Source organism: Streptomyces capitiformicae, from assembly GCF_002214185.1.
GTDB lineage: Bacteria > Actinomycetota > Actinomycetes > Streptomycetales > Streptomycetaceae > Streptomyces > Streptomyces capitiformicae.
In genome coordinates, this window is record NZ_CP022161.1 from 3,130,094 (window position 1) to 3,152,401 (window position 22,308).

18 protein-coding genes and 1 pseudogene are annotated in these 22,308 nt (G+C 70.1%); 12 read left to right on the forward strand and 7 right to left on the reverse strand.

Features of this window, described 5'->3' with window-relative positions:
• Positions 1 to 41: 41 nt before the first annotated feature.
• Entirely contained in the window at positions 42 to 1,238 is a 1,197-nt protein-coding gene (locus CES90_RS13900; protein WP_189785075.1) for a serine hydrolase domain-containing protein, read from the forward strand.
• A gap of 135 nt (positions 1,239 to 1,373) precedes the next feature.
• Here the strand turns inward: CES90_RS13900 and CES90_RS13905 are convergent.
• Positions 1,374 to 1,961, reverse strand: a pseudogene (locus CES90_RS13905) (DUF4291 domain-containing protein); the annotation flags it as partial.
• Positions 1,962 to 2,233: 272 nt separating this feature from the next.
• Between CES90_RS13905 and CES90_RS13910 the strand changes: the two are divergent.
• Positions 2,234 to 2,728: a nuclear transport factor 2 family protein gene (locus tag CES90_RS13910; protein WP_189785077.1), complete on the forward strand. Its 495-nt coding sequence runs from the start codon at positions 2,234 to 2,236 to the stop codon at positions 2,726 to 2,728.
• 131 nt (positions 2,729 to 2,859) lie between these two features.
• Positions 2,860 to 4,434: an apolipoprotein N-acyltransferase gene (gene lnt / locus CES90_RS13915; RefSeq protein WP_189785078.1), complete on the forward strand. Its 1,575-nt coding sequence runs from the start codon at positions 2,860 to 2,862 to the stop codon at positions 4,432 to 4,434.
• Here the strand turns inward: lnt and CES90_RS13920 are convergent.
• Positions 4,346 to 5,263 (reverse strand): Gfo/Idh/MocA family protein, encoded by a 918-nt coding sequence (locus tag CES90_RS13920; protein ID WP_189785079.1) that lies wholly within the window; start codon positions 5,261 to 5,263, stop codon positions 4,346 to 4,348. The genes lnt and CES90_RS13920 overlap by 89 nt on opposite strands.
• A 79-nt stretch (positions 5,264 to 5,342) precedes the next feature.
• On the opposite strand from CES90_RS13920, the gene CES90_RS13925 reads away from it, so the two are divergent.
• Both CES90_RS13925 and CES90_RS13930 read left to right on the forward strand, forming a co-directional pair.
• A complete protein-coding gene (locus tag CES90_RS13925) occupies positions 5,343 to 5,855 on the forward strand; it encodes a DinB family protein (protein WP_189785080.1) in 513 nt (170 codons plus the stop codon).
• A gap of 178 nt (positions 5,856 to 6,033) precedes the next feature.
• Entirely contained in the window at positions 6,034 to 6,537 is a 504-nt protein-coding gene (locus CES90_RS13930; protein ID WP_189785081.1) for a hypothetical protein, read from the forward strand.
• A 53-nt stretch (positions 6,538 to 6,590) separates the two neighbouring features.
• On the opposite strand, the gene CES90_RS13935 is transcribed toward CES90_RS13930, so the two are convergent.
• Both CES90_RS13935 and CES90_RS13940 read right to left on the reverse strand, forming a co-directional pair.
• Positions 6,591 to 7,112, reverse strand: coding sequence for a hypothetical protein (locus CES90_RS13935; protein WP_189785082.1), 522 nt, complete (start codon positions 7,110 to 7,112; stop codon positions 6,591 to 6,593).
• A 156-nt stretch (positions 7,113 to 7,268) separates the two neighbouring features.
• A complete protein-coding gene (locus CES90_RS13940; RefSeq protein ID WP_189785083.1) occupies positions 7,269 to 7,952 on the reverse strand; it encodes a uracil-DNA glycosylase in 684 nt (227 codons plus the stop codon).
• Positions 7,953 to 8,661: 709 nt separating this feature from the next.
• Here CES90_RS13940 and CES90_RS13945 point away from each other — a divergent pair.
• Together CES90_RS13945 and ptsP are read left to right on the forward strand one after the other, a co-directional pair.
• Positions 8,662 to 9,111 carry a PTS sugar transporter subunit IIA gene (locus CES90_RS13945; protein WP_189785098.1) on the forward strand — a complete coding sequence of 150 codons (450 nt, stop codon included), beginning with the start codon at positions 8,662 to 8,664 and terminating at the stop codon, positions 9,109 to 9,111.
• 77 nt (positions 9,112 to 9,188) lie between these two features.
• Positions 9,189 to 10,859, forward strand: coding sequence for a phosphoenolpyruvate--protein phosphotransferase (gene ptsP, locus CES90_RS13950; RefSeq protein ID WP_189785099.1), 1,671 nt, complete (start codon positions 9,189 to 9,191; stop codon positions 10,857 to 10,859).
• A 63-nt stretch (positions 10,860 to 10,922) separates the two neighbouring features.
• On the opposite strand, the gene CES90_RS13955 is transcribed toward ptsP, so the two are convergent.
• The gene (locus CES90_RS13955; protein WP_189785100.1) at positions 10,923 to 11,831 is read right to left on the reverse strand and encodes a hypothetical protein; all 909 of its coding nucleotides are present in this window, start codon (positions 11,829 to 11,831) and stop codon (positions 10,923 to 10,925) included.
• A gap of 78 nt (positions 11,832 to 11,909) precedes the next feature.
• Positions 11,910 to 13,877 (reverse strand): acetoacetate--CoA ligase, encoded by a 1,968-nt coding sequence (locus CES90_RS13960; RefSeq protein WP_189785101.1) that lies wholly within the window; start codon positions 13,875 to 13,877, stop codon positions 11,910 to 11,912.
• 213 nt (positions 13,878 to 14,090) lie between these two features.
• Between CES90_RS13960 and CES90_RS13965 the strand changes: the two genes are divergently transcribed.
• Positions 14,091 to 16,457: a glycoside hydrolase family 31 protein gene (locus CES90_RS13965; protein WP_189785102.1), complete on the forward strand. Its 2,367-nt coding sequence runs from the start codon at positions 14,091 to 14,093 to the stop codon at positions 16,455 to 16,457.
• Positions 16,458 to 16,469: 12 nt separating this feature from the next.
• Here the strand turns inward: CES90_RS13965 and CES90_RS13970 are convergent, their stop codons facing one another.
• Positions 16,470 to 17,006, reverse strand: coding sequence for an NUDIX domain-containing protein (locus CES90_RS13970; protein WP_189785103.1), 537 nt, complete (start codon positions 17,004 to 17,006; stop codon positions 16,470 to 16,472).
• A gap of 255 nt (positions 17,007 to 17,261) precedes the next feature.
• Here CES90_RS13970 and CES90_RS13975 point away from each other — a divergent pair, with 255 nt between their 5' ends.
• From CES90_RS13975 to glpK, 4 genes are all read left to right on the forward strand, one after another.
• On the forward strand, positions 17,262 to 17,687 hold the full coding sequence (locus tag CES90_RS13975) for a Zn-ribbon domain-containing OB-fold protein (RefSeq protein WP_189785225.1): 426 nt from the start codon (positions 17,262 to 17,264) through the stop codon (positions 17,685 to 17,687).
• Positions 17,684 to 18,874 (forward strand): lipid-transfer protein, encoded by a 1,191-nt coding sequence (locus CES90_RS13980; protein ID WP_189785104.1) that lies wholly within the window; start codon positions 17,684 to 17,686, stop codon positions 18,872 to 18,874. The genes CES90_RS13975 and CES90_RS13980 overlap by 4 nt, the downstream gene beginning before the upstream one ends.
• Before the next feature lie 1,027 nt (positions 18,875 to 19,901).
• The gene (locus CES90_RS13985) at positions 19,902 to 20,687 is read left to right on the forward strand and encodes an MIP/aquaporin family protein (protein ID WP_189785105.1); all 786 of its coding nucleotides are present in this window, start codon (positions 19,902 to 19,904) and stop codon (positions 20,685 to 20,687) included.
• Between the two features lie 29 nt (positions 20,688 to 20,716).
• Entirely contained in the window at positions 20,717 to 22,237 is a 1,521-nt protein-coding gene (glpK, locus tag CES90_RS13990) for a glycerol kinase GlpK (RefSeq protein WP_189785106.1), read from the forward strand.
• Positions 22,238 to 22,308: the final 71 nt, after the last annotated feature.

Below are 22,308 nucleotides of genomic sequence, written 5' to 3' on the forward strand. Positions count from 1 at the left end.
GGGTGTGCCCCTGCCCCGCCGAACCGCTCCCCAGGACCCCCATGCCGCACGCGCTCCGCACCCCTCCCCGCACCCGTCCCCGTCTCCGTCTGGCGCTCATCGGGCTCCTCGGCGCCTCCTGCCTCGGCGGCCTGATCGCCGCTCCGGCAGCGGGCGCCGCTGCCGTCCACGAAGACGAACGCGCCCTCCAACGGCAGCTCGACGAGCTGGTCACCACCAGCGGCGGGCCACCCGGCGTCATCGTCGTGCTGCAAAGCGGAGACAAGTCACGCGTCCTCCGCGCAGGCGTCGCCGACCTGGAGACCGGCCGTACGATCCAGCCCACCGACCACATGCGGATCGCCAGTACGGCCAAGGCGTTCAGCGGTGCCGTAGCACTTCATCTGGTACAGCGTGGTGTCCTCGGCCTCGACGACACGATCGGCCGCCGACTGCCCCGGCTGCCGCACGCATGGCGGAAGGTGACCCTCCGGCAGCTGCTGAACCACACGAGCGGACTGCCCGACTACAGCGCGGACCCGGAGTTCCTGGAGCTGCTCCTCGCGGATCCACGCCGCACCTTCGACCCCCGCAAGCTGCTGGACTTCGTGGCCGACGAACGGCTGCTGTTCCGCCCGGGCTCCCGGTACCAGTACTCCAACTCCGACAACATCGCCGTAGCCCTGATGGCGGAGGCGGCGACCCACCGGCCGTACGAAGAGCTGCTCCGCGACATCGTCAGCCGGCCGCTCGGCCTGCGCGACACCAGCCTCCCGCTCGGCTACGAGTTGCCGGAGCCGTTCATGCACGGCTACGACGTCCAGCCACCGGGGCCGCCGGAGGACGTCAGCGAAGTCCTCAGCGCCTCCGGTCTGTGGGCTTCGGGTGGGATCGTGTCCACCCCGCGCGACATGACGCGGTTCATCCGTGCCTACGCCGCCGGAGATCTGACGTCCAGGGCGGTTCTGCACGAGCAGCGCCGCTGGATCGAGGGGGCGTCCGAACCGGCCGGCCCCGGCCGCAACAAGGCAGGCCTCGGCATCTTCCGCTACGCCACCCGCTGCGGGGTCGTCCTGGGGCACACCGGGAACACCCCCGGCTACACCCAGCTGATCGCCGCGACACCCGACGGACGCAAGTCGCTCACCTTCTCGCTCACCACCCAGTTCAACAGGACGACCGACCCGGCCCTCCTGGCAAGACTCCGCACGATCGAGGAGAACGCGGTCTGCACGCTCCTCCGCGGGAACCACGGCTAGGGCCTGTCGTCACATTCCTGGAGGTACTTCCGTGTGTGCCCAGTGCGGCGGTGGGGGCCCCTCCCGCTCGAGCGGAGCCGAGAGTGGGAGAGCGTGCATGGCGTCGCGGGGCAGGCGGGAATGTGACGACAGGCCCTAGGGGCGCAGGTGGGCCAGCACCTCGTCCGCGACGGGGTAGGGACGCTCCTCGGGCAGCAGCCCGGCCGCCGCGGCCGGCTCGCCCGCCCGGACGAGGCCGTGGATCTGCCTGGCGAGCGGCGTCACGTCCTCGATGCCGACGATCCACTCGTCCGCGTACCGGGCCGCCGCCTCGCCCGCCAGGCCGAGCTGCAACGAGCGGTACGGAAGCGGGTTCAGCCGCAGATCGCGCTCGGGGTCCCACTGCACCCGCGCGGGCGAGCGCCGCAACTCCCGTTTCCAGGCGGCCGCGTTCTCGTGCAGCCCTCTGACGTAGTGCGAGAGGCAGGAGTTCCGCAGGGCCCACTCGAAGCCCTCGCGGCTGATCTCGACGGCCAGGACGGTCTCCTGCCCCTCCTTCAGGCCCCAGCCGCAGCGGTACATCATCCACAGGAACGACGGCTTGATCCATGTCATCCGGTCCCGCTTCCACACGGCCGGGAATCGGCCGTCGCGCGCGGCCGGGCCGCCGATCTCCGGGCGGTAGGCCTGGTAGACGGTCACGGTGTCCGCCGTGTGGCGGGCACGGACACGGAACCTGGGCTCTGTCGCTCGTTCTACGTCTTCTGCTCGTTCTACATCTTCTGTTCGCTCTACGTCTTCTGTTCGCTCTACGTCTTCTGTTCGCTCTACGTCTTCTGCTCGCTCTACGTCTTCTGCTCGCTCTACTTCTGCACGTACTTCGTCACGTTCGCTGTCACTCACAGAGACCAGATTCGATCAGTTCCGTGCTCCGGAGCCACCGAATATCGGCTCCGTCGCATGTCGCCGCTGCACGCCCCTTGGCGTGGCGCGCCTCCTGCCCCAAGACTGAGCCGATGACGCAGCGTGTGGAGCTCGCCACAGTGATGGACCGGCTCGCGGTCGACGGCCTGATCACCGACTACGCGGTGGCGGTCGACGACGGCGACTGGGCGGCGTACCGGGACCTGTTCGCACCGGACGGCCGCGCGGACTACCGCTCGGCGGGCGGCATCGAGGGCGACGCCGTACAGGTCGCCGGATGGCTGGCCCGGAGCATGGAACTCTTCCCGATGCGGCAGCATCTGATCGTCAACCGGAGGGTGCGGTTCGGCTCCCTGGAGCAGGACACCGGCGACACCGCCCACGTCCGGGCGGACTACATCAATCCGATGCGCTTCGCCGGACACGACGGCGGCTCCACTGCCCCCGACTTCATCTGCGGCGGCCGCTACGCCTTCGCCCTGGTCCGTACGTACGACGGCTGGCGGCTCCGCGAGGTCGTGGTCCAGGAGAAGTGGCGCCGCGCCCCGGAAGGCCTCACCACGGACCAGCGCCCGTCCCCTGTCTGAGCGACCGAAGCCGCCCGATCACCCCCGGTGCCCCGACCCGGGCACCACCCCCGCCCCTCCCGCGCCCCCTGTCGGAGATCGTCCCGGGCGCGCACACTGGAGACACCCACCGCCGGGGAGGGAGGCGCTGTATGAAGACGCCCGCATGGCTCGCCTCCCCATGGCGGCGTGGTCCCGTCGCCACCGTGGCCGGTGCGCTGCCCGTGTTCGCCTTCCCGCAGCTGTCCCTGTGGTGGTTCACGTACGTGGCCCTGGTGCCCTGGATGCTGCTGATCCGCACGGCGCCGACCGGCCGGCGGGCGGCGTACGACGGCTGGCTGGGCGGCTTCGGGTTCATGCTGGCCATGCATCACTGGCTGCTGCCGAACCTGCATGTGTTCACGTTCGTCATAGCCGCCCTCCTCGGCGCGCTCTGGGCGCCCTGGGCCTGGCTGGTACGCCGTTTCCTGGCCGGGGAACCCACTGCCAGGCGGGTGGCCGCCGCGCTGCTGGTCCTGCCGTCGGGCTGGCTGGTGATCGAACTCGTCCGCTCCTGGCAGGGCCTCGGCGGGCCCTGGGGTCTGCTGGGTTCCAGCCAGTGGCAGGTGGAGCCGGCGCTGCGGCTGGCCTCGCTGGGCGGCGTCTGGCTGATCAGCTTCCTGGTGGTGGCCGTGAACGTCGCGGTCGTCGTCCTCGTCGCAGTACGGCCCGCCCGGGCTCCCGCGGTCGCCGGTCTGGTCACGGCGGTGGTCGCGGCCTCGGCCGCATGGATGTGGTCACCGCGCCCCGACGAGGACGGCCGGGCACGGATCGCCGTCGTGCAACCGGGCGTGACCAATGGCCCCGACAACCGGATCGCCCGCGAGGAGGCCCTCACCCGCCAACTCACCGGTCAGGACCTGGACCTGATCGTGTGGGGCGAGAGCAGCGTCGGCTACGACCTCGCCGACCGGCCCGACCTCGCCGACCGCATCGCCGCGCTGTCCCGCGCGACGGACACGAACATCCTCGTCAATGTCGACGCCCGCCGCTCCGACCGACCCGGCATCTACAAGAGCTCGGTGCTCGTCGGCCCCGACGGCCCGACCGGCGCCCGCTACGACAAGATGCGGCTGGTCCCCTTCGGCGAGTACATACCGGCGCGCTCCCTGCTCGGCTGGGCCACCTCGGTCGGTGAGGCGGCCGACGAGGACCGCAGGCGCGGCAGCGGGCAGGTGGTCATGGACACCGGCGGCGGACTGCTCGTCGGCCCCATGATCTGCTTCGAGAGCGCGTTCCCCGACATGAGCCGCCATCTCGCCGAGGACGGCGCGGAGTTGCTGCTCGCCCAGTCGGCGACCTCGACGTTCCAGCAGAGCTGGGCGCCGGAGCAGCACGCCTCGCTGGCCGCGCTGCGGGCCGCCGAGACCGGCCGCCCGATGGTGCACGCGACGCTCACCGGGGTTTCCGCGGTGTACGGCCCGAGCGGTGACCGCGTCGGCTCCTGGCTCGCGACGAGCGACAGCACGACGGCCGTGTACGAGGTGCCGCTGGCCGACGGTACGACGCCGTACGTACGGTTCGGCGACTGGCCGGTGTACGCGGCGCTGCTGATGCTGGTGGCGTGGGGCGTCTTCGACGGCGTACGGGCGGCACGGGTCAGGCTCGGCCGGGGCCGGAGCGGTCCTCCACCGCCCGCACCACCCGCTCGCACATCTCGTGAGTCGCCAGCGCGTCCCGTGCGCTGAGCACCTTGCCCGCGCGCACCGCGTCGAGGAAGGCGAGCACCGCCTGCTCGATGCCGCGCTGCCGGGCCACCGGCACCCAGTCGCCACGCCGCCTCATGGACGGCTGCCCCTTGTGGTCGATGACCTCGGCGAGGTTCACCACCTGCCGTTTGGTGTCCTGCCCGGAGACCTCCAGGATCTCCTCCGCCGAGCCGCTGAGCCGGTTCATGACGCCGAGCGCGGTGAACCCGTCCCCGGACAACTGCAGCACGACATGGTGCAGCAGCCCGTTCTCGGTGCGGGCGCGCACGGTCATGTCCTCGACCGGCCCCGGCACCAGGAACCGCAGCGTGTCGACGACATGGATGAAGTCGTCCAGGATCATCGTGCGCGGCCACTCGGGCAGGCCGATGCGGTTCTTCTGCATCAGGATCAGCTCACGCGGATGGTCGGCGCACTGTGTGTACCCGGGCGCGTACCTGCGGTTGAAACCGACCGCGAGGCCGACGTTCCGCTCCTCCGCGAGCCGTACCAGCCGTGCGGAGTCGGCGAGTTCGTACGCGAGCGGCTTGTCGACGTACGTCGGCACGCCCGCATCAAGGAGCCGGGCGACGATCTCGGGGTGGGCCCCGGTCGGTGCGTGCACGAAGGCCGCGTCGAGGTCCTGGGCGAGCAGCGCGTCGAGGTCGGCGTGCCGCCTGCCCGGCGGGAGATGGAGGCTGTCGGCGACCCGGGTGAGCGTCGCGGGCGTCCGCGTCTGCACATGCAGTTCGACCCCCGGCTGGGTGCCGAGCACGGGCAGATAGGCCTTGCGCGCGATGTCGCCGAGTCCGATGCAGCCGACCTTCACAGGGGTCTCCCGTCCACGGTGTGCCGAGGCCCCAGCATATGTGTGGTTGCGCGAGCACCTGGTGGGCGAAGATGCAGGCATGACCACGCAGCGCACGGAACCCTCCGTCACCGCCGGCGAACGGGCCATGCTCGAAGGCTGGCTCGACTACCACCGCGAGACCCTCGCACTCAAGTGCGCGGGCCTGGACGACGACCGCTTGAGGACCGCCTCGGTGCGGCCCTCGGAGCTGTCCCTGATGGGTCTTGTACGGCACATGGCGGAGGTGGAGCGCATCTGGTTCCGCAAGGTGCTGATGGCCGACGACCAGGGGCCGATCTACTTCAGCGACGAGGACCGGGACGGGGAGTTCCACCTCACCGAGCAGGACACCTGGGAGGAGGCGCACAGCACCTGGCAGGCCGAGATCGCGGTCGCCCGGCGCAACGCGGCCCGCTTCGCCCTGGACGAGGTCGGCAAGGGCGTGCACAGGCGCTCCGGTCAGTCCCCCAGCCTGCGCTGGATCTTCACCCACATGATCGAGGAGTACGCACGGCACAACGGGCACGCCGACCTGCTGAGGGAGCGGATCGACGGGGCCGTCGGGTACTGAGACGGGGCGTCGGGTACGGAGAGAGACGGGCGTCGGGTACGAGAGACGGACGGCCGGTGGTGGGGACGGAACCGCCCATTACCGCACGCCGTCCCAGCCGGAGCCGGACGTCACCCATGTGGGGCATCCTCCGCCCTCCCCCTGCCCAAAGCGGCCCGGACACAGCAGAGTTGCGCGCGTGCATCGACCGACCACCACCGCAACGCTCCTGGTCACCGTGGCCGTCTCGGCCCTCACCGGCTGCGTGACCACGCAAAACCCGCCCGCCTTACCGCCCGTCCCGTCCCAGCCGTCCGAGCCCCGCCCGGAAGGCACCACCGAGACCCAGATCGTGCAGGCGCCGGCGCGGGAGGCACTGGAGCTGATCGGCCCGTCCCGGCAGCCGACGCCGAGCGCGTCCGTGGCACCCGAGCCGGCCACGTCAAGGCCCACCGCCGCGCCCGCGCCGCCCACCCCTCCCCCGCCGCGGGCCGAACGGCCCGACTCTCCGAAGCAGCACCGGCCATCGAAGTCCCAGCCCCGCGTCGAGGTCCCTTACGTCCCCCGCGTTCCCCGCGTCCCCGGGGACGTCCCGACGGACCCGCCGAAGAACGAACACGTCTGCGCCCTCGGCCACAAGTACGGCGGCTGGGGCAAGGACACCCCGCAGGCGGTCATCTGCAAGGACGTCTACGGCCATTGAGGCCCCCGGCCACCCCCCTGCCCGACACCCCACCACGCCCCGCCCGGCGACCGCTAGGGCCGCTGTCTCGGCGGCCCCGGCGCCTCCCCTCCGACGGAACCCTCCGCGTCGAGCTGTGCCTCCAGGCGTGCGAGGGCGGACCGGATGCCGTCGCCGTAACCGTCGTCGCCCAGCGCCCCGATCGTGCCTTTGGCCAGGCGCAGATGGCTGCGGGCGGCGTCGTGGCGGCCGAGCTTGGCGAAGTCGGCGGCGAGGTTCAGATGCAGCGAGGGGTAGAAGCCACGCACCGCGAGCCCCTCGTGATGCTCCGCCACCCGCCCGTCGGTCAGCTCGTCGGCCGCCGACAACGCCCTGAGGTCCCAGGCCAGTTCGTCGTTCGGGTCGTCCTGGGTGTCCGCCATGTAGTGCGCCAGCGTGCAGCGGTGGAGCGGGTCTCCGTCCTCACCGATCTCCGCCCACAGCTTCAGGAAGCGGTCCCGGGCCTCCTCGCGGTCACCGCCGTGGTGCAGCATGACCACCTGCCCGATACGGGTCATCATGGCGTCCGGCGCCGTCTGCTCCTGTCGCTCCACCACCGCGCGTCCCTCCACACTCGTCGCCCCTGTCCCACCTGTCCGTCCCGACGCTAACGGCAGGCACTGACAATCCCCGTCAGGCGGCTCCGTACGGCCGCGGGGGCGCCCCGGCGGCCGTACGGCGGGTGGAAGGAGAAGAGCGGACGGGCGGCAAGATCAGCCGAGGTTCGGGATCGTCCAGTCGATCGGCTCGTGGCCCTGCTGGGCGACGGCCTCGTTGATCTGCGTGAACGGGCGGGAGCCGAAGAACTTCTTGGCGGACAGCGGCGAGGGGTGCGCGCCCTTCACAACGATGTGGCGCTCCTCGTCGATCAGCGGGACCTTCTTCTGCGCATAGTTGCCCCACAGCACGAAGACAGCCGGGTCGGGGCGGTCGGCCACCGCGCGGATCACGGCGTCGGTGAACTTCTCCCAGCCCTTGCCCTTGTGGGAGTTGGCCTCGCCGGAACGGACCGTGAGGACCGCGTTGAGGAGCAGCACGCCCTGCTCGGCCCACGGCATGAGATAGCCGTTGTCCGGGATCGGGGTGCCCAGCTCCGCCTGCATCTCCTTGTAGATGTTCCGCAGCGAGGGCGGGGTCTTGACGCCCGGCCGCACGGAGAAGCACAGGCCGTGGCCCTGGCCCTCGCCGTGGTAGGGGTCCTGGCCGAGGATCAGCACCTTGACGTTCTCGTACGGCGTGGCGTCGAGGGCGGCGAAGACCTGCTCGCGCGGAGGGTAGACGGGACCCTTGGCACGCTCCCCCTCGACGAACTCGGTGAGTTCCTTGAAGTAGGGCTGCTGCAGCTCGTCCCCCAGGACCCCGCGCCAGGACTCGGGCAGCATGGCGATGTCGGTCACGTCAACTTCCTCCGGTGTGCGCTCACTTCACGGCCGCGCAGAAGTCACGGCCATGGGCGGCCACGCGAGGCGCGGCCGCCGTCAGAGCACAGAACCTACAGGCGCCCACTGACAATCGCGCCCGGCCCCCGGAACCAGGGCCTGTCCTTCGGATCCGGCCCGGGCCGCGGGGTTTGGCACGCACCGGCGGTCATCAAGCGCCCTCGCCCGAAGCCGGCATGATCCGAACGACAGACCCTACTAGTGCTTCGTTACGTTGAGTGATCTCGGCTGATTGTGGGCAGCTTCCCGGGGTGAGGTTGGGGGAAGTGGACCGGCTCCGGGACGCTTCCTTTGTACTCACCCAAGCTACTCTCGGGCTTTCCTCCGGGCGCTTCCCTTCGGTCTTGCGTTTCCGACTCTATCAGTGTTTTTCCGACTCTCTGACCACTCTCCCGCAGACATGCGGAAGGGCCTCCGAGATTAGGATCTGACAAGTTGGGTGCTGCTGGGGCAGGACGCTCAGCTGCGCCGCTCGGCCCCGAGCAGGGCTACGACTCTACAGCGGGCTCTGGAGCGCGTGCAAATCGATTCCGCCTCGCTCGGCAGCCCTCCAACCCGTACGTCTCACGCGGAACCGGCAGTTCATATGACATACGCTGCTCCACAGTGCGCCGCCTGGGACAGGCAGTGACGGCCCATATGAATCTCCACCCCAGGGAGGCTTCCCATGACCACCGTGACGTCGCCGCTTGCAGGACGTGCCATCGGACTGGCCGCCGTACCGGATCCCGTCTTCTCGGGAGCGATGGTCGGCCCAGGCACGGCGATCGATCCCGCGCGCGAGGCATCCGAGGCCGTTGCCCCTGTGGACGGAGTCATCGTTTCACTGCACCCGCACGCTTTCGTCGTGGTCGACGGTGAGGGACACGGTGTACTGACGCACCTCGGTATCGACACCGTGCAGCTGAACGGTGACGGATTCGAGCTGCTGGTCAACAAGGGAGACACCGTCACGCGCGGCCAGGCTGTGGTGCGCTGGGACCCCGCCGCTGTCGAGGCCGCCGGCAAGTCGCCGATCTGCCCCGTCGTAGCTCTCGAAGCCACGGCCGACGCTCTTTCCGATCTCCGCCAGGACGGCGATGTGAAGGCCGGCGACACGCTCTTCGGCTGGCAGTGACGTCAGGGCCGTATCGGACGGCCAGTTCCACAACCACCGCGGCGGTGGGACCCGCCGCACTATCGGAGACGGGTGAGATGGAGACAACGCTGCGAGGCGTCGGTGTGAGCCACGGTGTGGCGATCGGCGAGGTTCGGCACATGGGAACGGCGGTATTGGAGCCGCCTGCCAAGCAGATACCGGCTGAGGAAGCGGAGCGCGAGCAGGGACGTGCCCGCAAGGCCGTGGACGCTGTGGCGGCCGATCTGATAGCGCGCGGCAATCTGGCGGGGGGCGAGGCCCAGGCCGTACTGGAGGCCCAGGCCTTGATGGCCCAGGACCCCGAACTGATGGCGGATGTGGAGCGCCGTATCGCCGTGGGGAGCACGGCGGAGCGTGCGGTCTACGACGCGTTCGCGGCTTACCGCGCTCTGCTGGCGGGGGCTGGTGAGTACCTCGCGGGTCGCGTGGCCGACCTCGACGACGTGCGGAATCGTATCGTCGCCCGGCTGCTCGGCGTTCCGATGCCAGGAGTACCGGACAGCGACGAGCCCTACGTACTCATCGCTCGTGATCTGGCGCCGGCGGACACGGCGCTGCTCGACCCCACCCTCGTCCTCGGTTTCGTCACCGAGGAAGGTGGACCGACCAGTCACAGCGCGATCCTGGCGCGGGCGCTCGGGGTGCCGGCTGTCGTGGCGCTGCCGGGGGCCGGGGAGCTCGCCGAGGGCACGATGATCGCCGTGGATGGCAGCACCGGTGAGATCTTCGTGAACCCCAGTGCGGAGAAGAAGGCCGAGTTGGAGGCTGCCGCGGCGGAGCGGAAGGCGGCCCTGGCCGCTTCCAGCGGGCCGGGGGCGACCTCCGACGGGCACAAGGTGCCACTGCTGGCCAATGTGGGCGGTCCTTCGGACGTGCCGGCGGCTGTGGAGGCCGGGGCCGAGGGCGTCGGTTTGTTCCGTACCGAGTTCCTCTTCCTGGACGACAGCCAGCAGGCGCCGTCCGAGGAGAAGCAGGTCGAGGCTTACCGTCAGGTGCTGGAGGCCTTCCCCGAGGGGCGTGTGGTCGTGCGGGTGCTCGACGCCGGCGCCGACAAGCCTCTGGACTTCCTGACTCCGGCCGATGAGCCGAACCCCGCGCTGGGCGTGCGAGGGCTGCGGACGCTGCTCGACCATCCTGAGGTGCTGCGGACGCAGCTGACGGCGCTCGCGAAGGCCGCGGACGGCCTGCCGGTCTACCTCGAGGTCATGGCGCCGATGGTCGCGGATCGCATGGATGCGAAGGCGTTTGCCGACGCATGTCGTGAGGCGGGGCTGCAGGCCAAGTTCGGGGCCATGGTGGAGATCCCGTCGGCCGCTCTGCGGGCGCGCTCGATTCTGCAGGAGGTCGAGTTCCTGTCGCTGGGGACCAACGACCTCGCGCAGTACACGTTCGCGGCCGACCGTCAGGTGGGCGCGGTGTCTCGGTTGCAGGACCCGTGGCAGCCCGCGCTGCTCGACCTGGTCGCGCTGTCCGCCGAGGCGGCGAAGGCCGAGGGCAAGAGCTGTGGTGTGTGTGGTGAGGCGGCTTCTGATCCGCTGCTGGCGTGTGTGCTGACCGGTCTGGGTGTCACCTCCCTGTCCATGGGTGCGGCGTCGATTCCGTATGTGCGGGCAACGCTGGCGAAGTACACGCTGGCGCAGTGTGAGCGTGCCGCGGCTGCCGCGCGTGCGGCGGACAGTGCCGAGGAGGCACGCAGCGCGGCGCAGGCGGTGCTGTCGGGCGAGTAGCGTCGCCGCGATCGGTTGTTGTCGAGGGGCGCTCCACCTGTGGGTGGGGCGCCCCTCGCCTGTTCAGTGCGTGTGTCCGTCCGTGGCGGCGCCTCCTTGGCCGTAGTCGTCTCCGAGGTCGGGTGGGGTGCAGTAGTCGACGCCGGATTCCGGGGAGACGAGGTCTCCGGATTCCACGTCGGTGCAGTACGCGTCGAAGACCTCTCCTGCGGTGAGGGGTGCGAGGTCATCGCCGCGCAGACGCCAGCCGTAGACGCGGTCGGTCGTGTCCGGGGCGCTGGTGCGCATGACGAGTCCGCCGGGACTTCGGGTTGCCAATCCCACGGCCAGGACTGTGGCGAACTCCAGGGCTTCGGACTCGTCGAGTTGAGGTGCTCCGTCGGGATTCTGGTCCGCGCGGAGGACCGCGACGAGCGCTTGGGGTTTGGCCGAGACGCTGCACACGAGGTGGCGTTCGCCAGGATCGGCGGTGTCGAGGATGCGGGTGAGCAGTTCCATGGCGCGGGTGAAGGCCGCGCGTCCGATGTCCTCGCCGCAGGAAGCGCAGTTGCCGATCTGGGCGAGGAGCGTGGTGGCGTACTCCCAGGTGGCTTGGCGGACGGCTTCGTCGATCAGTTCGGGGACGAGTTCGGTGAGAGGCTGGCCTTCGTACAGGACGATGGCGCCGGTGGTCGCCAGCTCGGCGGTGAAGCGGGTGCGGCTGGACGGGGCGTCGGGGTCGAGGCCGGTGTCGGTGCAGAACTCCGCGTACTCCTCAGGATCGAAGAGGGCGACCGTGGTGTGGTTGCCCTGCGCGGCGAGTGTCCTGAGCAGGGCTTCCACTTGTTGGAGATAGGTGGTGTGGTCGTCGAAGGTGAAACTTCGGTAGCGCCGCATCGCGGTGAAGTCGTGTTCGTCGGCCAACAGGCCGATGGTGCCCGCGATTTCGCGGCGCAGGACCCGTCGCATGCTCTGGTGGCTGATGTGTGCCATGTTTCCCCCTGTGCGCACAGTTGATCAATGCTCACTCACAGTAACGGGCGGCACTGACAACGCCTGCCTGCCGGGGGATCAGGCTCGTTTGCGGGCCAGTTCCTCATAGAAGCGCAGGAGGTCGAGGTTGTCGATGGAGCCGGGGTTGACCGCCTTCTCCACGGGGGTGCCTTGGAGGAGGCGCTTGACGGGGACCTCGATGCGTTTGCCGGTGAGGGTGTGCGGAACTCCCGGGACTTCGATGACCTCGTCGGGGACGTGGCGTGGGGAGAGTTGTTCGCGGATGGTCTGCTTGATGCGGTTCAGGAGGGCCTCGTCGAGGACGGCGCCGGGGGCGAGGTGCACGAAGAGGGGCATCCAGTAGCCGCCATCGGGCTGTTCGATGCCGATGACGAGGGATTCCTTGATTTCCGGGAGTCGTTCGACGGCTTCGTAGATGTCTGCCGAACCCATGCGGACGCCTTGGCGGTTGAGTGTGGAGTCGGAGCGGCCGTGGATGACGACGGAGCCGCGGGAGGTGAGGGTGATCCAGTCGCCGTGGCGCCAGACGCCGGGGTAGGTGTCGAAGTAGCTGTCGTGGTAGCGGCTGCCGTCGGGGTCGTTCCAGAAGCGGATCGGCATGGACGGCATGGGGTTGGTGACCACGAGTTCGCCGACCTCGTCGATGAGGGGCTTGCCGCTGGGGTCCCAGGACTGGAGGTCGGTGCCGAGGCTGGGAGCCTGGAGTTCGCCGATGTGGACCGGGAGTGTGGGTACGGCTCCGGCAAAGCAGGAGCAGACGTCGGTTCCGCCGCTGACGGAGGCGATCCAGAGGTCGTCGCGAACCTCGTCGTGGAGCCAGCGGAAGCCGTCGGGCGGGAGTGGGGAGCCTGTGGTGCCGACGCACTGGACGCGGGAGAGGTCGTAGTCGCGGCCGGGGTGGATGCCGGCCTTGCGGCAGGCCATGACGTACGCGGCGGAAGTGCCGTAGAGGGTGGCGCCGGTGCGTTCGGCGACGCGCCACTGGGCGCCGGTGTCCGGGTATCCGGGGCTGCCGTCGTACAGGACGACCGTGGTGCCGGTGAGGAGGCCGGAGACGAGGAAGTTCCACATCATCCAGCCGGTGGAGGTGTACCAGAAGAAGCGGTCCTCGGGGCCGAGGTCGCAATGCAGGCCGAGTTGTTTGAGGTGCTCGACCAGGATGCCGCCCTGGGACTGGACGATGGCCTTGGGGAGGCCGGTCGTACCGGAGGAGTAGAGCACCCACAGGGGGCGTTCGAACGGGACCTGTTCGAAGGTCGGGTCCACGTCGGCGGAGGTCAGGGCGGCCCATTCCAGGGCGCCCTCGGGGGCCTCGGTGCCGAGCAGCGGGATGTGTACGACGGCGCGCAGGGTGGGAAGTTCGCGGCGGAGTTCGGCGACGATGTCGCGGCGGTCCTGTTCCTTGCCGCCGTAGCGGTAGCCGTCGACGGTGAACAGGAGGACCGGTTCGACCTGTTGGAAGCGGTCGAGGACGCTGCGGGCGCCGAAGTCGGGTGCGCAGGACGTCCAGACTCCGCCGACGGCCGCTGTGGCGAGGAGGGCGACGACGGCCTCGGGGATGTTCGGGAGGTAACCGCTCACGCGGTCTCCTGGGCGTACGCCCAGGGTGCGCAGTTCGGCGGCGAGGGAGCCGACTTGGCGGCGGAGCTCGGCCCAGGTCACCGGGCGTGGTTCGTGTGTCTCGTCGACGTGCAGCAGCGCGGGTTCGTCGGCACGGGTGTCGGCCGCGCGGAGGGCGTGTTCGGCGTAGTTGAGGGTGGCTCCGGGGAACCACTTGGCGCCCGGCATGGAACGGTCGCCGAGCACGCGCGCGTAGGGGGTGGAAAACCGTACGTCGAACCACTCCGTGACGGCCTTCCAGAACGTCTCGAGTTCGTCGACGGACCAGCGATGAAGGGCCGGGTATCCACCCTCGGCAGGAGCTCCGTGGTGCTCGGCCGCCCAGGACTGGAATGTGGTGATCTGCGCCCGGGCGATGCGTTCCGGGTCGGGCTGCCAGAGCGGTGAGGGGTTCGCTGAGGTCATGGGGCGGCTCCCGGACTGTGCGCGTGGTGTGCGTCGGTCGCGCACGGGCTGGGGTGTGCGCGTGACGCGGCTGATACGGACGATGCCATGTGATCGACTTCCGCACCAGGGTGCGGCCCAGATGGTCCACGACATGAAGGTGTGGTGGCACCACGGGTGAACGGAAGTTGAACGACTCACACGAAGAGGCCGGTCAATGGCAGGGTGAGCAGCATGGACGGTCGTGACCTGGTGCGTTCGGTGAAGGCGATCGGTTCGGCGGGGGCTGCTCAAGGGCTGCGCACCGTACGGGCCGCGTGGCGGAGGAGGCGTGCCGACGCCGCCGGGTTGCCGGGGCGGGGTGCCGAGCGCGCGCGGGTGCCTGGACCGGTGCGGGACGTGGAGCCTGGGCCCGGCGGTGGGACGGTCCGGTTCGGCCGGTCCGAGTTGCGGGTCACCGTCGATGTGAACGGGGCTGTTTTCTGGGGCTGGGACGGGGCCGCGCCGGAGCCGTCGTACGCGCTGGCGGGCCGGTGCCCGGAGCCGGATCCGCGGGCCGTTCTGGAGCCGGACAAAGACGGCGGCTGGCGGGTCGTGGCCGAGCGGGTGACGGTCGTGGTGTCGCGGCACGGCGCCGTCGAGGTGCGTACGCCCGGTGGAGTGACTCTGCGGCGTGATCTGCCGCCGCGGTGGTGGGAGCCGGTCGGCGGGGGTGAGGCGCGATGGACGCAGCGCTCCGAGGTGGGCGCGGACGCGCGGTTCTTCGGTCTCGGTGGGCGGGCGGCCGGGCCGCGGCTGCGTGACGGAACGTATCGGCTGTGGAACACGGACCCCGGTCATGCGTTCGCGCCCGGCGATGATCCGCTGTACGTCACGATGCCGGTGCAGATGGTGGTGGCCGACGCGGCGACGCATCTGGTGTTCCACGACACCACGTGGGACGGCACGGTGACGCTGCGGGAGGGTGAGGAGGGCGCTGGGTCGGGGCACGACCGGGCCGGCACGTCCGAGCTGCGGATGGACGGCGGTCCGCTGCGCTGCTGGGTGATCGTGGGCACTCCCGCGCGCGTGCTGCACGCCTGGGCCGCGCTCACGGGGCCGCCGGCGCTGCCGCCCGCTTGGGCTCTGGGGCACCATCACGCGCGGTGGGGCTTCGGGAGCGAGCAGGAGGTGCGGCGGGTCGTCGCGGGCTACCGGGAGCATGGGCTTCCGCTCGACGCGGTTCACCTGGACATCGACCACTACGACTCACACCAGGTGTTCACGGTCGATCCGGAGCATTTCCCGAAGCTGCCGGACCTCGCCGACGAGCTGCGCCGCGACGGGATCCGGCTGGTGTCGATCGTCGACGCGGCGGTCAGGGCACAGCCGGGCAACGCGGTGTACGACAGCGGTTCGGCCGACGACGCGTTCGTGCGGGACGCCTCTGGGCGGGTCGTGGAGGGCGTGGTGTGGCCCGGGGAGTCGGTCTTTCCGGACTTCACGCGTGCGCGTACGCGCGCGTGGTGGGGCGGTCTCTACGAGGAGCGGCTCGCGCAGGGGTTCGCCGGGTTCTGGCACGACATGAACGAACCGACGTCGTTCACGGCGTTCGGGGAGAACACGCTGCCCCGGTCGGCCCGGCACGACCTGGAGGGCCGTGGTGGTGACCATCGCGAGGCGCACAACGTGTACGCGCTGTGCATGGCGCGTGCCGCGTACGAGGGACTGCGGGAATTGGCGCCCCAGGGACGGCCTTTCGTCTTCTCCCGCTCCGGGTGGGCCGGGATGCAGCGCTACGGAGGCACGTGGTCCGGGGACGTGGCGACGGGCTGGCCGGGGCTGAGGGCATCGTTGTCGCTGGTGTTGGGGCTCGGGTTGTGCGGGGTGCCGTACTCGGGTCCCGATGTGGGCGGGTTCGACGGGAGTCCGTCGCCGGAGCTGTATCTGCGGTGGTTCCAGCTCGGCGCGTATCTGCCGCTGTTCCGTACGCACGCGAGTCTGCGGGCGGGGCGCCGGGAGCCGTGGGAGTTCGGGGGCGAGGTCGTCGAGCACGCGCGCGTGGCGCTCGTCGAACGGCGGCGGCTGCTGCCGTACTTCATGACGCTGGCCCATCTGGCGCGTCGCACCGGAGCGCCGTACGTCCGACCGATCTGGTGGGGCACGCCCGAGGACAGGGCTCTTCGTGACTGCGAGGACGCGTTCCTGTTGGGTGACTGTCTTCTGGTGGCGCCTGTGCTGGACCCGGGTGCTGATCGGCGTGCGGTGCAGCTGCCGCGGGGGCGTTGGTACGACACGGTGACCGAGAGGGCGTACCAGGGGCCCGGGCAGGTGCTGATCGATGCCCCGTTGTCGCGGATCCCCGTTCTCGCGCGCGCGGGTGCCGTGTTGCCGGTCCGCGGCGCCGACGGCGGCCTGGAGTTGGAGGTGTGGGCACCCGCGCGCGGACTGACAGGGGGCGGGCTCGTCGTGCCGGACGCGGGCGACGGCTGGGACGAGCCGGAGGCCGAGCGATACACGACACGCTGGAAGGGCCGGCGTGTGGTCGTGGAGCGGGACGGGGAGGAGGGTCCGGTCGAGCCCGCGTATCCGGCACGGATCCGCGGGCTCGACCGGGAGTGAGCCCGGTTCGGCTCAGACGTATCGGCCGTCGAAGAACGCCTGTACGGCCAGGGTGTGCAGCGGGAAGGCGAGTTCGGTCGGACGGCGCAGCAGGTGCCAGCCCTCCGTCTCGTCCGTCGCGGCGGGCGGCGGCAGATTGGCGGCCGGGCGCTCGGGGAGCAGCCCGAACAGCAGCAGGTGGCCGTCGGGTGAGCTCATGGCGTCGGCGAGGCGGACGTCGCGGTCGGCAGCGCAGATGCCCGTCTCCTCCTTGAGCTCACGGACGACGGCGTGCCGCCAGTCCTCCCGGTGGTCGATGAACCCGCCCGGAAGGGCGGTGCCCCCGCGCGCGGGAGCGATGGTCCGTGTGATCACAACGAGGGCCGTGCCCTTGGTGTCGTACACGGGTTGGAGGGCCACCGCGACAGGAAGCGGATTGCGGTAGGCCACGGTGTGGCAGGCCTCGCAGGTGCGGGGCCAGCCGGAAACGCCCTCTCCGTAGGGCGCTCCGCAGCTCGAACAATGCGAGTCCGGTGCGGAATTGGCGGTTGGGTGTTGATTCGCGGACACGCGGCGGACTGTATCCGATCATCTGCTGATCGTCTTGCCGGGGTGACTCAATGCGCCAACGCGTCCGGCGTTCGATTCAGGGGGGACGGCCGGAACCACCCCCGTGGGCCCCGGCCGTCCCTCCCGATACTCCGACGCCGACAGGGGCCTGTTGGTTCTCCGGGGGCCTGCCCAATTCAAGTTGCCCGTGACAAACTTCTGACGAGTCATCAGACTTTGCTCCGGGGAGGGGATTTGTCGCGTAGTCGCACACCTGTGGTCGCCGGTTGGTTCACCGGGGAGGGCGACGACTTCCGTCTGCTGGGCACACGTTGTTCGGCATGTACCTCGGTGTTCTTCCCGCGCGAAGACGTCTGCTGCCGCAATCCGGCCTGTCCGGGCGGTGGCTTGCGAGAAGTGGCGCTGTCGCGGCGGGGCCGCGTCTGGTCGTACACCGATGGCCGATACCGGCCTCCGTCACCGTACGTGTCCGATCCGGAACTTCCGTGGGAGCCGTACGCGTTGATCGCTGTGGAACTGGCCGCAGAGCGCCTCGTGGTGCTGGGACAGGCCGTTCCCGGAGTCACCGTCGCCGGTCTGACGGTGGGCATGGAGGTTGAGGTCGTCCCCGGTGTGCTGCACGAGGACGCGGAGACGACCTGGACGACGTGGCACTGGCGGCCTACGGGGGTGACGGCATGACGGGTGAGGTGGCGGTGCTCGGCGCGGGCATGCACCCGTGGGGCAAGTGGGGAAGGAGCTTCGTCGAGTACGGGACGGTGGCCGCGCGTGCGGCGCTCGACGACGCGGGGATGGACTGGCGGGAGGTCGGCTCGATCGTCGGCGCGGACACGGTGCGTGGCGGCTATCCCGGGTATGTGGCGGGGGCGACCATCGCGAAGGCGCTGGGCTGGCAGGGGGCGCGGGTCACGAGTGTGTACGCGGCCTGCGCGTCCGGGGCGCAGGCGGTGGGCACCGCGCGGGCCCAGATCCTCGGCGGTCTCGCTGACGTCGTGCTCGTGGTGGGCGCGGACTCGGCGCCGAAGGGGTTCTTCCGGCCCGCGGGCGGGGATCGGCCGGACGATCCGGACTGGCTTCGGTTCCGAGTCCTCGGGGCGACCAATCCGACGTACTTCGGGCTTTACGCGCGGCGGCGGATGGCGGTGCACGGCGACACGCCGGAGGATTTCGCCCAGGTCAAAGTGAAGAACTCCACGCTGGGGGCCCTCAACCCGTACGCGCGGTACCGCAAGCGGGTCACCGCCGAGGAGGTCGCGGCCTCCGCCGTCGTCGCGGATCCACTGCGGCTGCTGGACATCTGTGCGACCTCGGACGGTGGCGCGGCGCTCGTGCTGTCCAGCATGGAGTTCGCGCGGCGCCGCGGTGTGACCGAGCCCGTGCGGATACGGGCGGTATCCACGGTGACGCCCCGCTATCCCAACACCGTGCTGGATCTGCCGGACATCGCGACGGACTCCGCGGTGGCGGTGGAGCCCGCGGCGGAGACGTTCCGGGAATCGATCGCGCGGGCCGCCTATGAGGAGGCGGGCATCGGACCCGACGACCTGTCGCTCGCCGAGGTCTATGACCTGTCCACGGCCCTGGAATTGCAGTGGTACGAGGACCTGGGGCTGTGCGGCGAGGGCGAGGCCGCGAAGCTGCTCCGGGACGGTGTGACCGCACTGGGCGGACGAATACCCGTGAATGTGAGCGGAGGGCTGGCCTCTTTCGGGGAGGCGGTACCCGCGCAGGCGATCGCCCAGGTGTGCGAACTGGCTCGGCAGTTGCGGGGTGAGGCGGGTGACCGGCAGGTCGCGGGGGCGCGCGTGGGGATCAGTGCGAACCAGGGGCTGTTCGGGCACGGTTCGGCGGTGATCGCGGTCCGGTGACGCGGCGGGTCAGCCGTGGTCACGTCGTCGGCGATCGCTCCTGGTCGGACACGCTGGGCACGGCGTTGGAGATCACGCGCGCCCCGCCGGGATCCCGAACTCGACGGCAGGCCAGCCGGTTTGGCGCCCGTGCCGCGGCCCGCGTGGAGACGTTGCTGCCGTGCGTGTGAAGGTCTTCGCCGCGTCCCCGGCCAGCCTGGGCGGGCCGGCCGCGCTGCGGGACGCCGTACGGGAGACGCGCCGGCTTCCGGGGGAGGTGAGCGTCGACGTCGTGCCGCGCCGCTGGAGGCGGTCGCCGCACCCCGGAGCGAGAGGTTCCGTATCTGCGCGGCCGGGGTCGGCGATGTGCCCCTGCGGTGGCTGGTGGGACTCGCTGGGCGTTGCGGACCACGGCGTCCGATGAGACCTGAGTGGGGCACATCGGCGGGGACGACTTCCTGTTCCTCGCCCAATATGCCGTGCCACTCTCGCCGACGACGGGGTCCTGTGCGCGCCCAGTTCGGCCCGCGTCGCCGAAGCACGAGATCCGGCGGGGCTCCGAGGCTCTGGGACCCGGGCGGGAGCGCCAGCGGCTTTGTAGACGGCAGAACGCGGACGGCCAGCGGCTGCGTCGCACGGCAGGCCTGTGAGGCAGGACAACGTGGAAGGTTCTCTCTCCCTGATGCGAACATTCGGCCCTGCGCGTTCCCTTCACAGACCCGGGGCTGCCAGCGCGCGGGCGTGTGCGCCCCCGTAGCCGCCCCCAACCGTTGCTGTCCGCGTTCTTGACGCCCCCTGAGTGCCGGTGAACACTTCCGGTGTCGGTCGGCATCGCCGCATTCGGGCGTCTTTGTGTATTACGCCGCTCGGGCTCCCCGCCTGCGCAACGAGCCATCCCCCACGGGCGATTCGGCTGCGACGGCACGCTCGTCACGGACGCCGGGCGGGGCGCGGGACCCTCCCTGCCTTCGGCTGAAGTAGCCATGGGAACGCACCCTGCACGGTAGGTCCGGGGTCGATCGCTCCGGGCCGGGGCCTAGGAGCCGCCATGAGCAACGGAGACATATTCGTCGGTGAGGTCATCGGTACCGCGATCCTGATTCTCTTCGGCGCCGGTGTGTGCGCCGCTGTCACTCTCAGGTTCTCGAAGTCGAGGGCATCGGGCTGGATCGTCATCGCGTTCGGCTGGGGCTTCGCGGTGCTGGCGGGTGCCTACACCGCCGCTCCCCTGTCGGGCGGGCACCTCAACCCGGCGGTGACCATCGGCATCGCGGTCGACACGGAGACGTGGGACAAGGTCTGGGTCTATCTGCTGGGCCAGATGGTGGGCGCGATGCTCGGCGCGGTCCTCGCCTACCTGGTCTATCTCGCACAGTTCCAGGCGAACATCCGCGAGGAGGGCACCACGGAGGGTACGGCGGAGGAGCCGACGCCGACTCTCGGGATCTTCTCCACGATTCCGGAGATCCGGAACCCGGTCGCCAACCTGATCACCGAGATCATCGCGACGATCGCCCTGGTACTGCCGATCCTCGCCTTCGGAAGGAACACGGGCATCGGCATCGGGCAGATCCCCGGCGAGGAGGCCGGAATATACGGCTCCGGCATCTCGATCCTGCTGGTGTCGTTCCTGGTGGTCGGTATCGGTCTCTCCCTCGGTGGGCCGACCGGCTACGCGATCAACCCGGCGCGTGACCTCGGCCCGCGCATCGTGCACACGTTCCTGCCGATCCCGAACAAGGGCACCTCCGACTGGGGTTACGCCTGGATCCCGGTCGTCGGCCCGCTGGTCGGCGGAGTTCTCGCGGGCCTCATCTACAACGCAGCCTTCTGATGCAACCGAGTAAGACGTGAGGGGATGTCATGCCGGACAACGCCCAGAAGTACGTCGCCGCCATCGACCAGGGCACCACTTCGAGCCGTTGCATCATCTTCGACCGGAACGGCGCGATCGTCGCCGTCGACCAGCGTGAACACCGCCAGATCTTCCCCAAGCCGGGCTGGGTGGAGCACGACGCCACCGAGATCTGGTCGAAGGTGCAGGCGGTGGTCGCCGGGGCGATCGCCAAGGCGGGCCTGCGCGCGGACCAGGTCAGCGCGCTCGGTATCACCAACCAGCGTGAGACGACGGTGCTGTGGGACCGCGCCACGGGCAAACCCGTGCACAACGCGATCGTCTGGCAGGACACCCGTACCTCCGCGCTCTGCAACGAACTCGGCGGCTCGGACGGGCAGGATCGTTTCCGTGAGCAGACCGGTCTGCCCCTGGCGAGCTATTTCTCCGGTCCGAAGGCCGCCTGGCTGCTCGACAACGTGCCGGGGCTCAGGGCCCGCGCCGAGCGCGGTGAGATCGCCTTCGGCACGATCGACTCCTGGCTGATCTGGAACCTGACCGGCGGCGTCGACGGCGGCCGGCACGTCACCGATGTCACCAACGCCGGGCGCACCATGCTGATGAACCTGGAGACCCTGCAGTGGGACCCGTCGATCCTCTCGGCGATGAACGTCCCGGAGGCGGTCCTTCCGGAGATCAGGTCCTCCGCCGAGGTGTACGGCACAGCCGTGGGCCAGCTCGCGGGTGTCCCCGTCGCGTCGGCGCTGGGCGACCAGCAGGCGGCGGTGTTCGGACAGGCCTGCTACGACGTGGGCACCGCGAAGAACACGTACGGCACCGGCAGCTTCCTGCTGCTCAACACCGGCAACCGGCCCGTGCCGTCGAAGAGCGGGCTGCTCACCACCATGGGGTACAAGATCGGTGGCGAGGCGCCCGTGTACTGCCTGGAGGGGTCGATCGCGATCACCGGCGCCCTGGTGCAGTGGTTCCGCGACCAACTCGGCATCATCCGTACCGCCGACGAGATCGAGCCCCTGGCGGCACGCGTCGACGACAACGGCGGGGCGTACATCGTGCCCGCGTTCTCCGGCCTGTTCGCGCCCTACTGGCGCTCCGACGCGCGCGGCGTCATCACCGGGTTGACGCGGTACGTCACCAAGGCACATCTCGCGCGCGCGGTGCTGGAGGCGACGAGCTGGCAGACGCGGGAAGTGGTGGACGCCATGTTCCAGGACTCGGGGGTGCACATCACGACCCTCAAGGTCGACGGCGGCATGACCAAGAACAACCTGCTGATGCAGCACCAGGCGGACGTCCTCGACGTGCCGGTGATCCGGCCGAAGGTCTCCGAGACGACCTGTCTGGGCGCCGCGTACGCCGCCGGGCTCGCGACCGGGGTGTGGAACGACCTCGACGAGCTGAAGTCGCACTGGAAGAAGGACGTCGAGTGGACGCCGGCCATGGAGGCCTCCGTCCGCGACCGCGAGTACCACAACTGGCGCAAGGCGGTGGAGAAGAGCTTCGGCTGGCACGAGGACGACGCGCGCTGAGAACGGGGTCCACGCGCGCGTACGGGTCGCTTCCGTGAAGCGGGCTCCACGCGCGCGTGCCATGAAGCCAC

Bases quoted from the DNA above. Each gene is read 5' to 3' on its own strand.
- CES90_RS13900 (WP_189785075.1), top strand. From the start codon at position 42: ATGCCGCACGCGCTCCGCACCCCTCCCCGCACCCGTCCCCGTCTCCGT.
- CES90_RS13910 (WP_189785077.1), top strand. From the start codon at position 2,234: ATGACGCAGCGTGTGGAGCTCGCCACAGTGATGGACCGGCTCGCGGTC.
- lnt (WP_189785078.1), top strand. From the start codon at position 2,860: ATGAAGACGCCCGCATGGCTCGCCTCCCCATGGCGGCGTGGTCCCGTC.
- CES90_RS13925 (WP_189785080.1), top strand. From the start codon at position 5,343: ATGACCACGCAGCGCACGGAACCCTCCGTCACCGCCGGCGAACGGGCC.
- CES90_RS13945 (WP_189785098.1), top strand. From the start codon at position 8,662: ATGACCACCGTGACGTCGCCGCTTGCAGGACGTGCCATCGGACTGGCC.
- ptsP (WP_189785099.1), top strand. From the start codon at position 9,189: ATGGAGACAACGCTGCGAGGCGTCGGTGTGAGCCACGGTGTGGCGATC.
- CES90_RS13955 (WP_189785100.1), bottom strand. From the start codon at position 11,831: ATGGCACACATCAGCCACCAGAGCATGCGACGGGTCCTGCGCCGCGAA.
- CES90_RS13960 (WP_189785101.1), bottom strand. From the start codon at position 13,877: ATGACCTCAGCGAACCCCTCACCGCTCTGGCAGCCCGACCCGGAACGC.
- CES90_RS13965 (WP_189785102.1), top strand. From the start codon at position 14,091: ATGGACGGTCGTGACCTGGTGCGTTCGGTGAAGGCGATCGGTTCGGCG.
- CES90_RS13980 (WP_189785104.1), top strand. From the start codon at position 17,684: ATGACGGGTGAGGTGGCGGTGCTCGGCGCGGGCATGCACCCGTGGGGC.
- CES90_RS13985 (WP_189785105.1), top strand. From the start codon at position 19,902: ATGAGCAACGGAGACATATTCGTCGGTGAGGTCATCGGTACCGCGATC.
- glpK (WP_189785106.1), top strand. From the start codon at position 20,717: ATGCCGGACAACGCCCAGAAGTACGTCGCCGCCATCGACCAGGGCACC.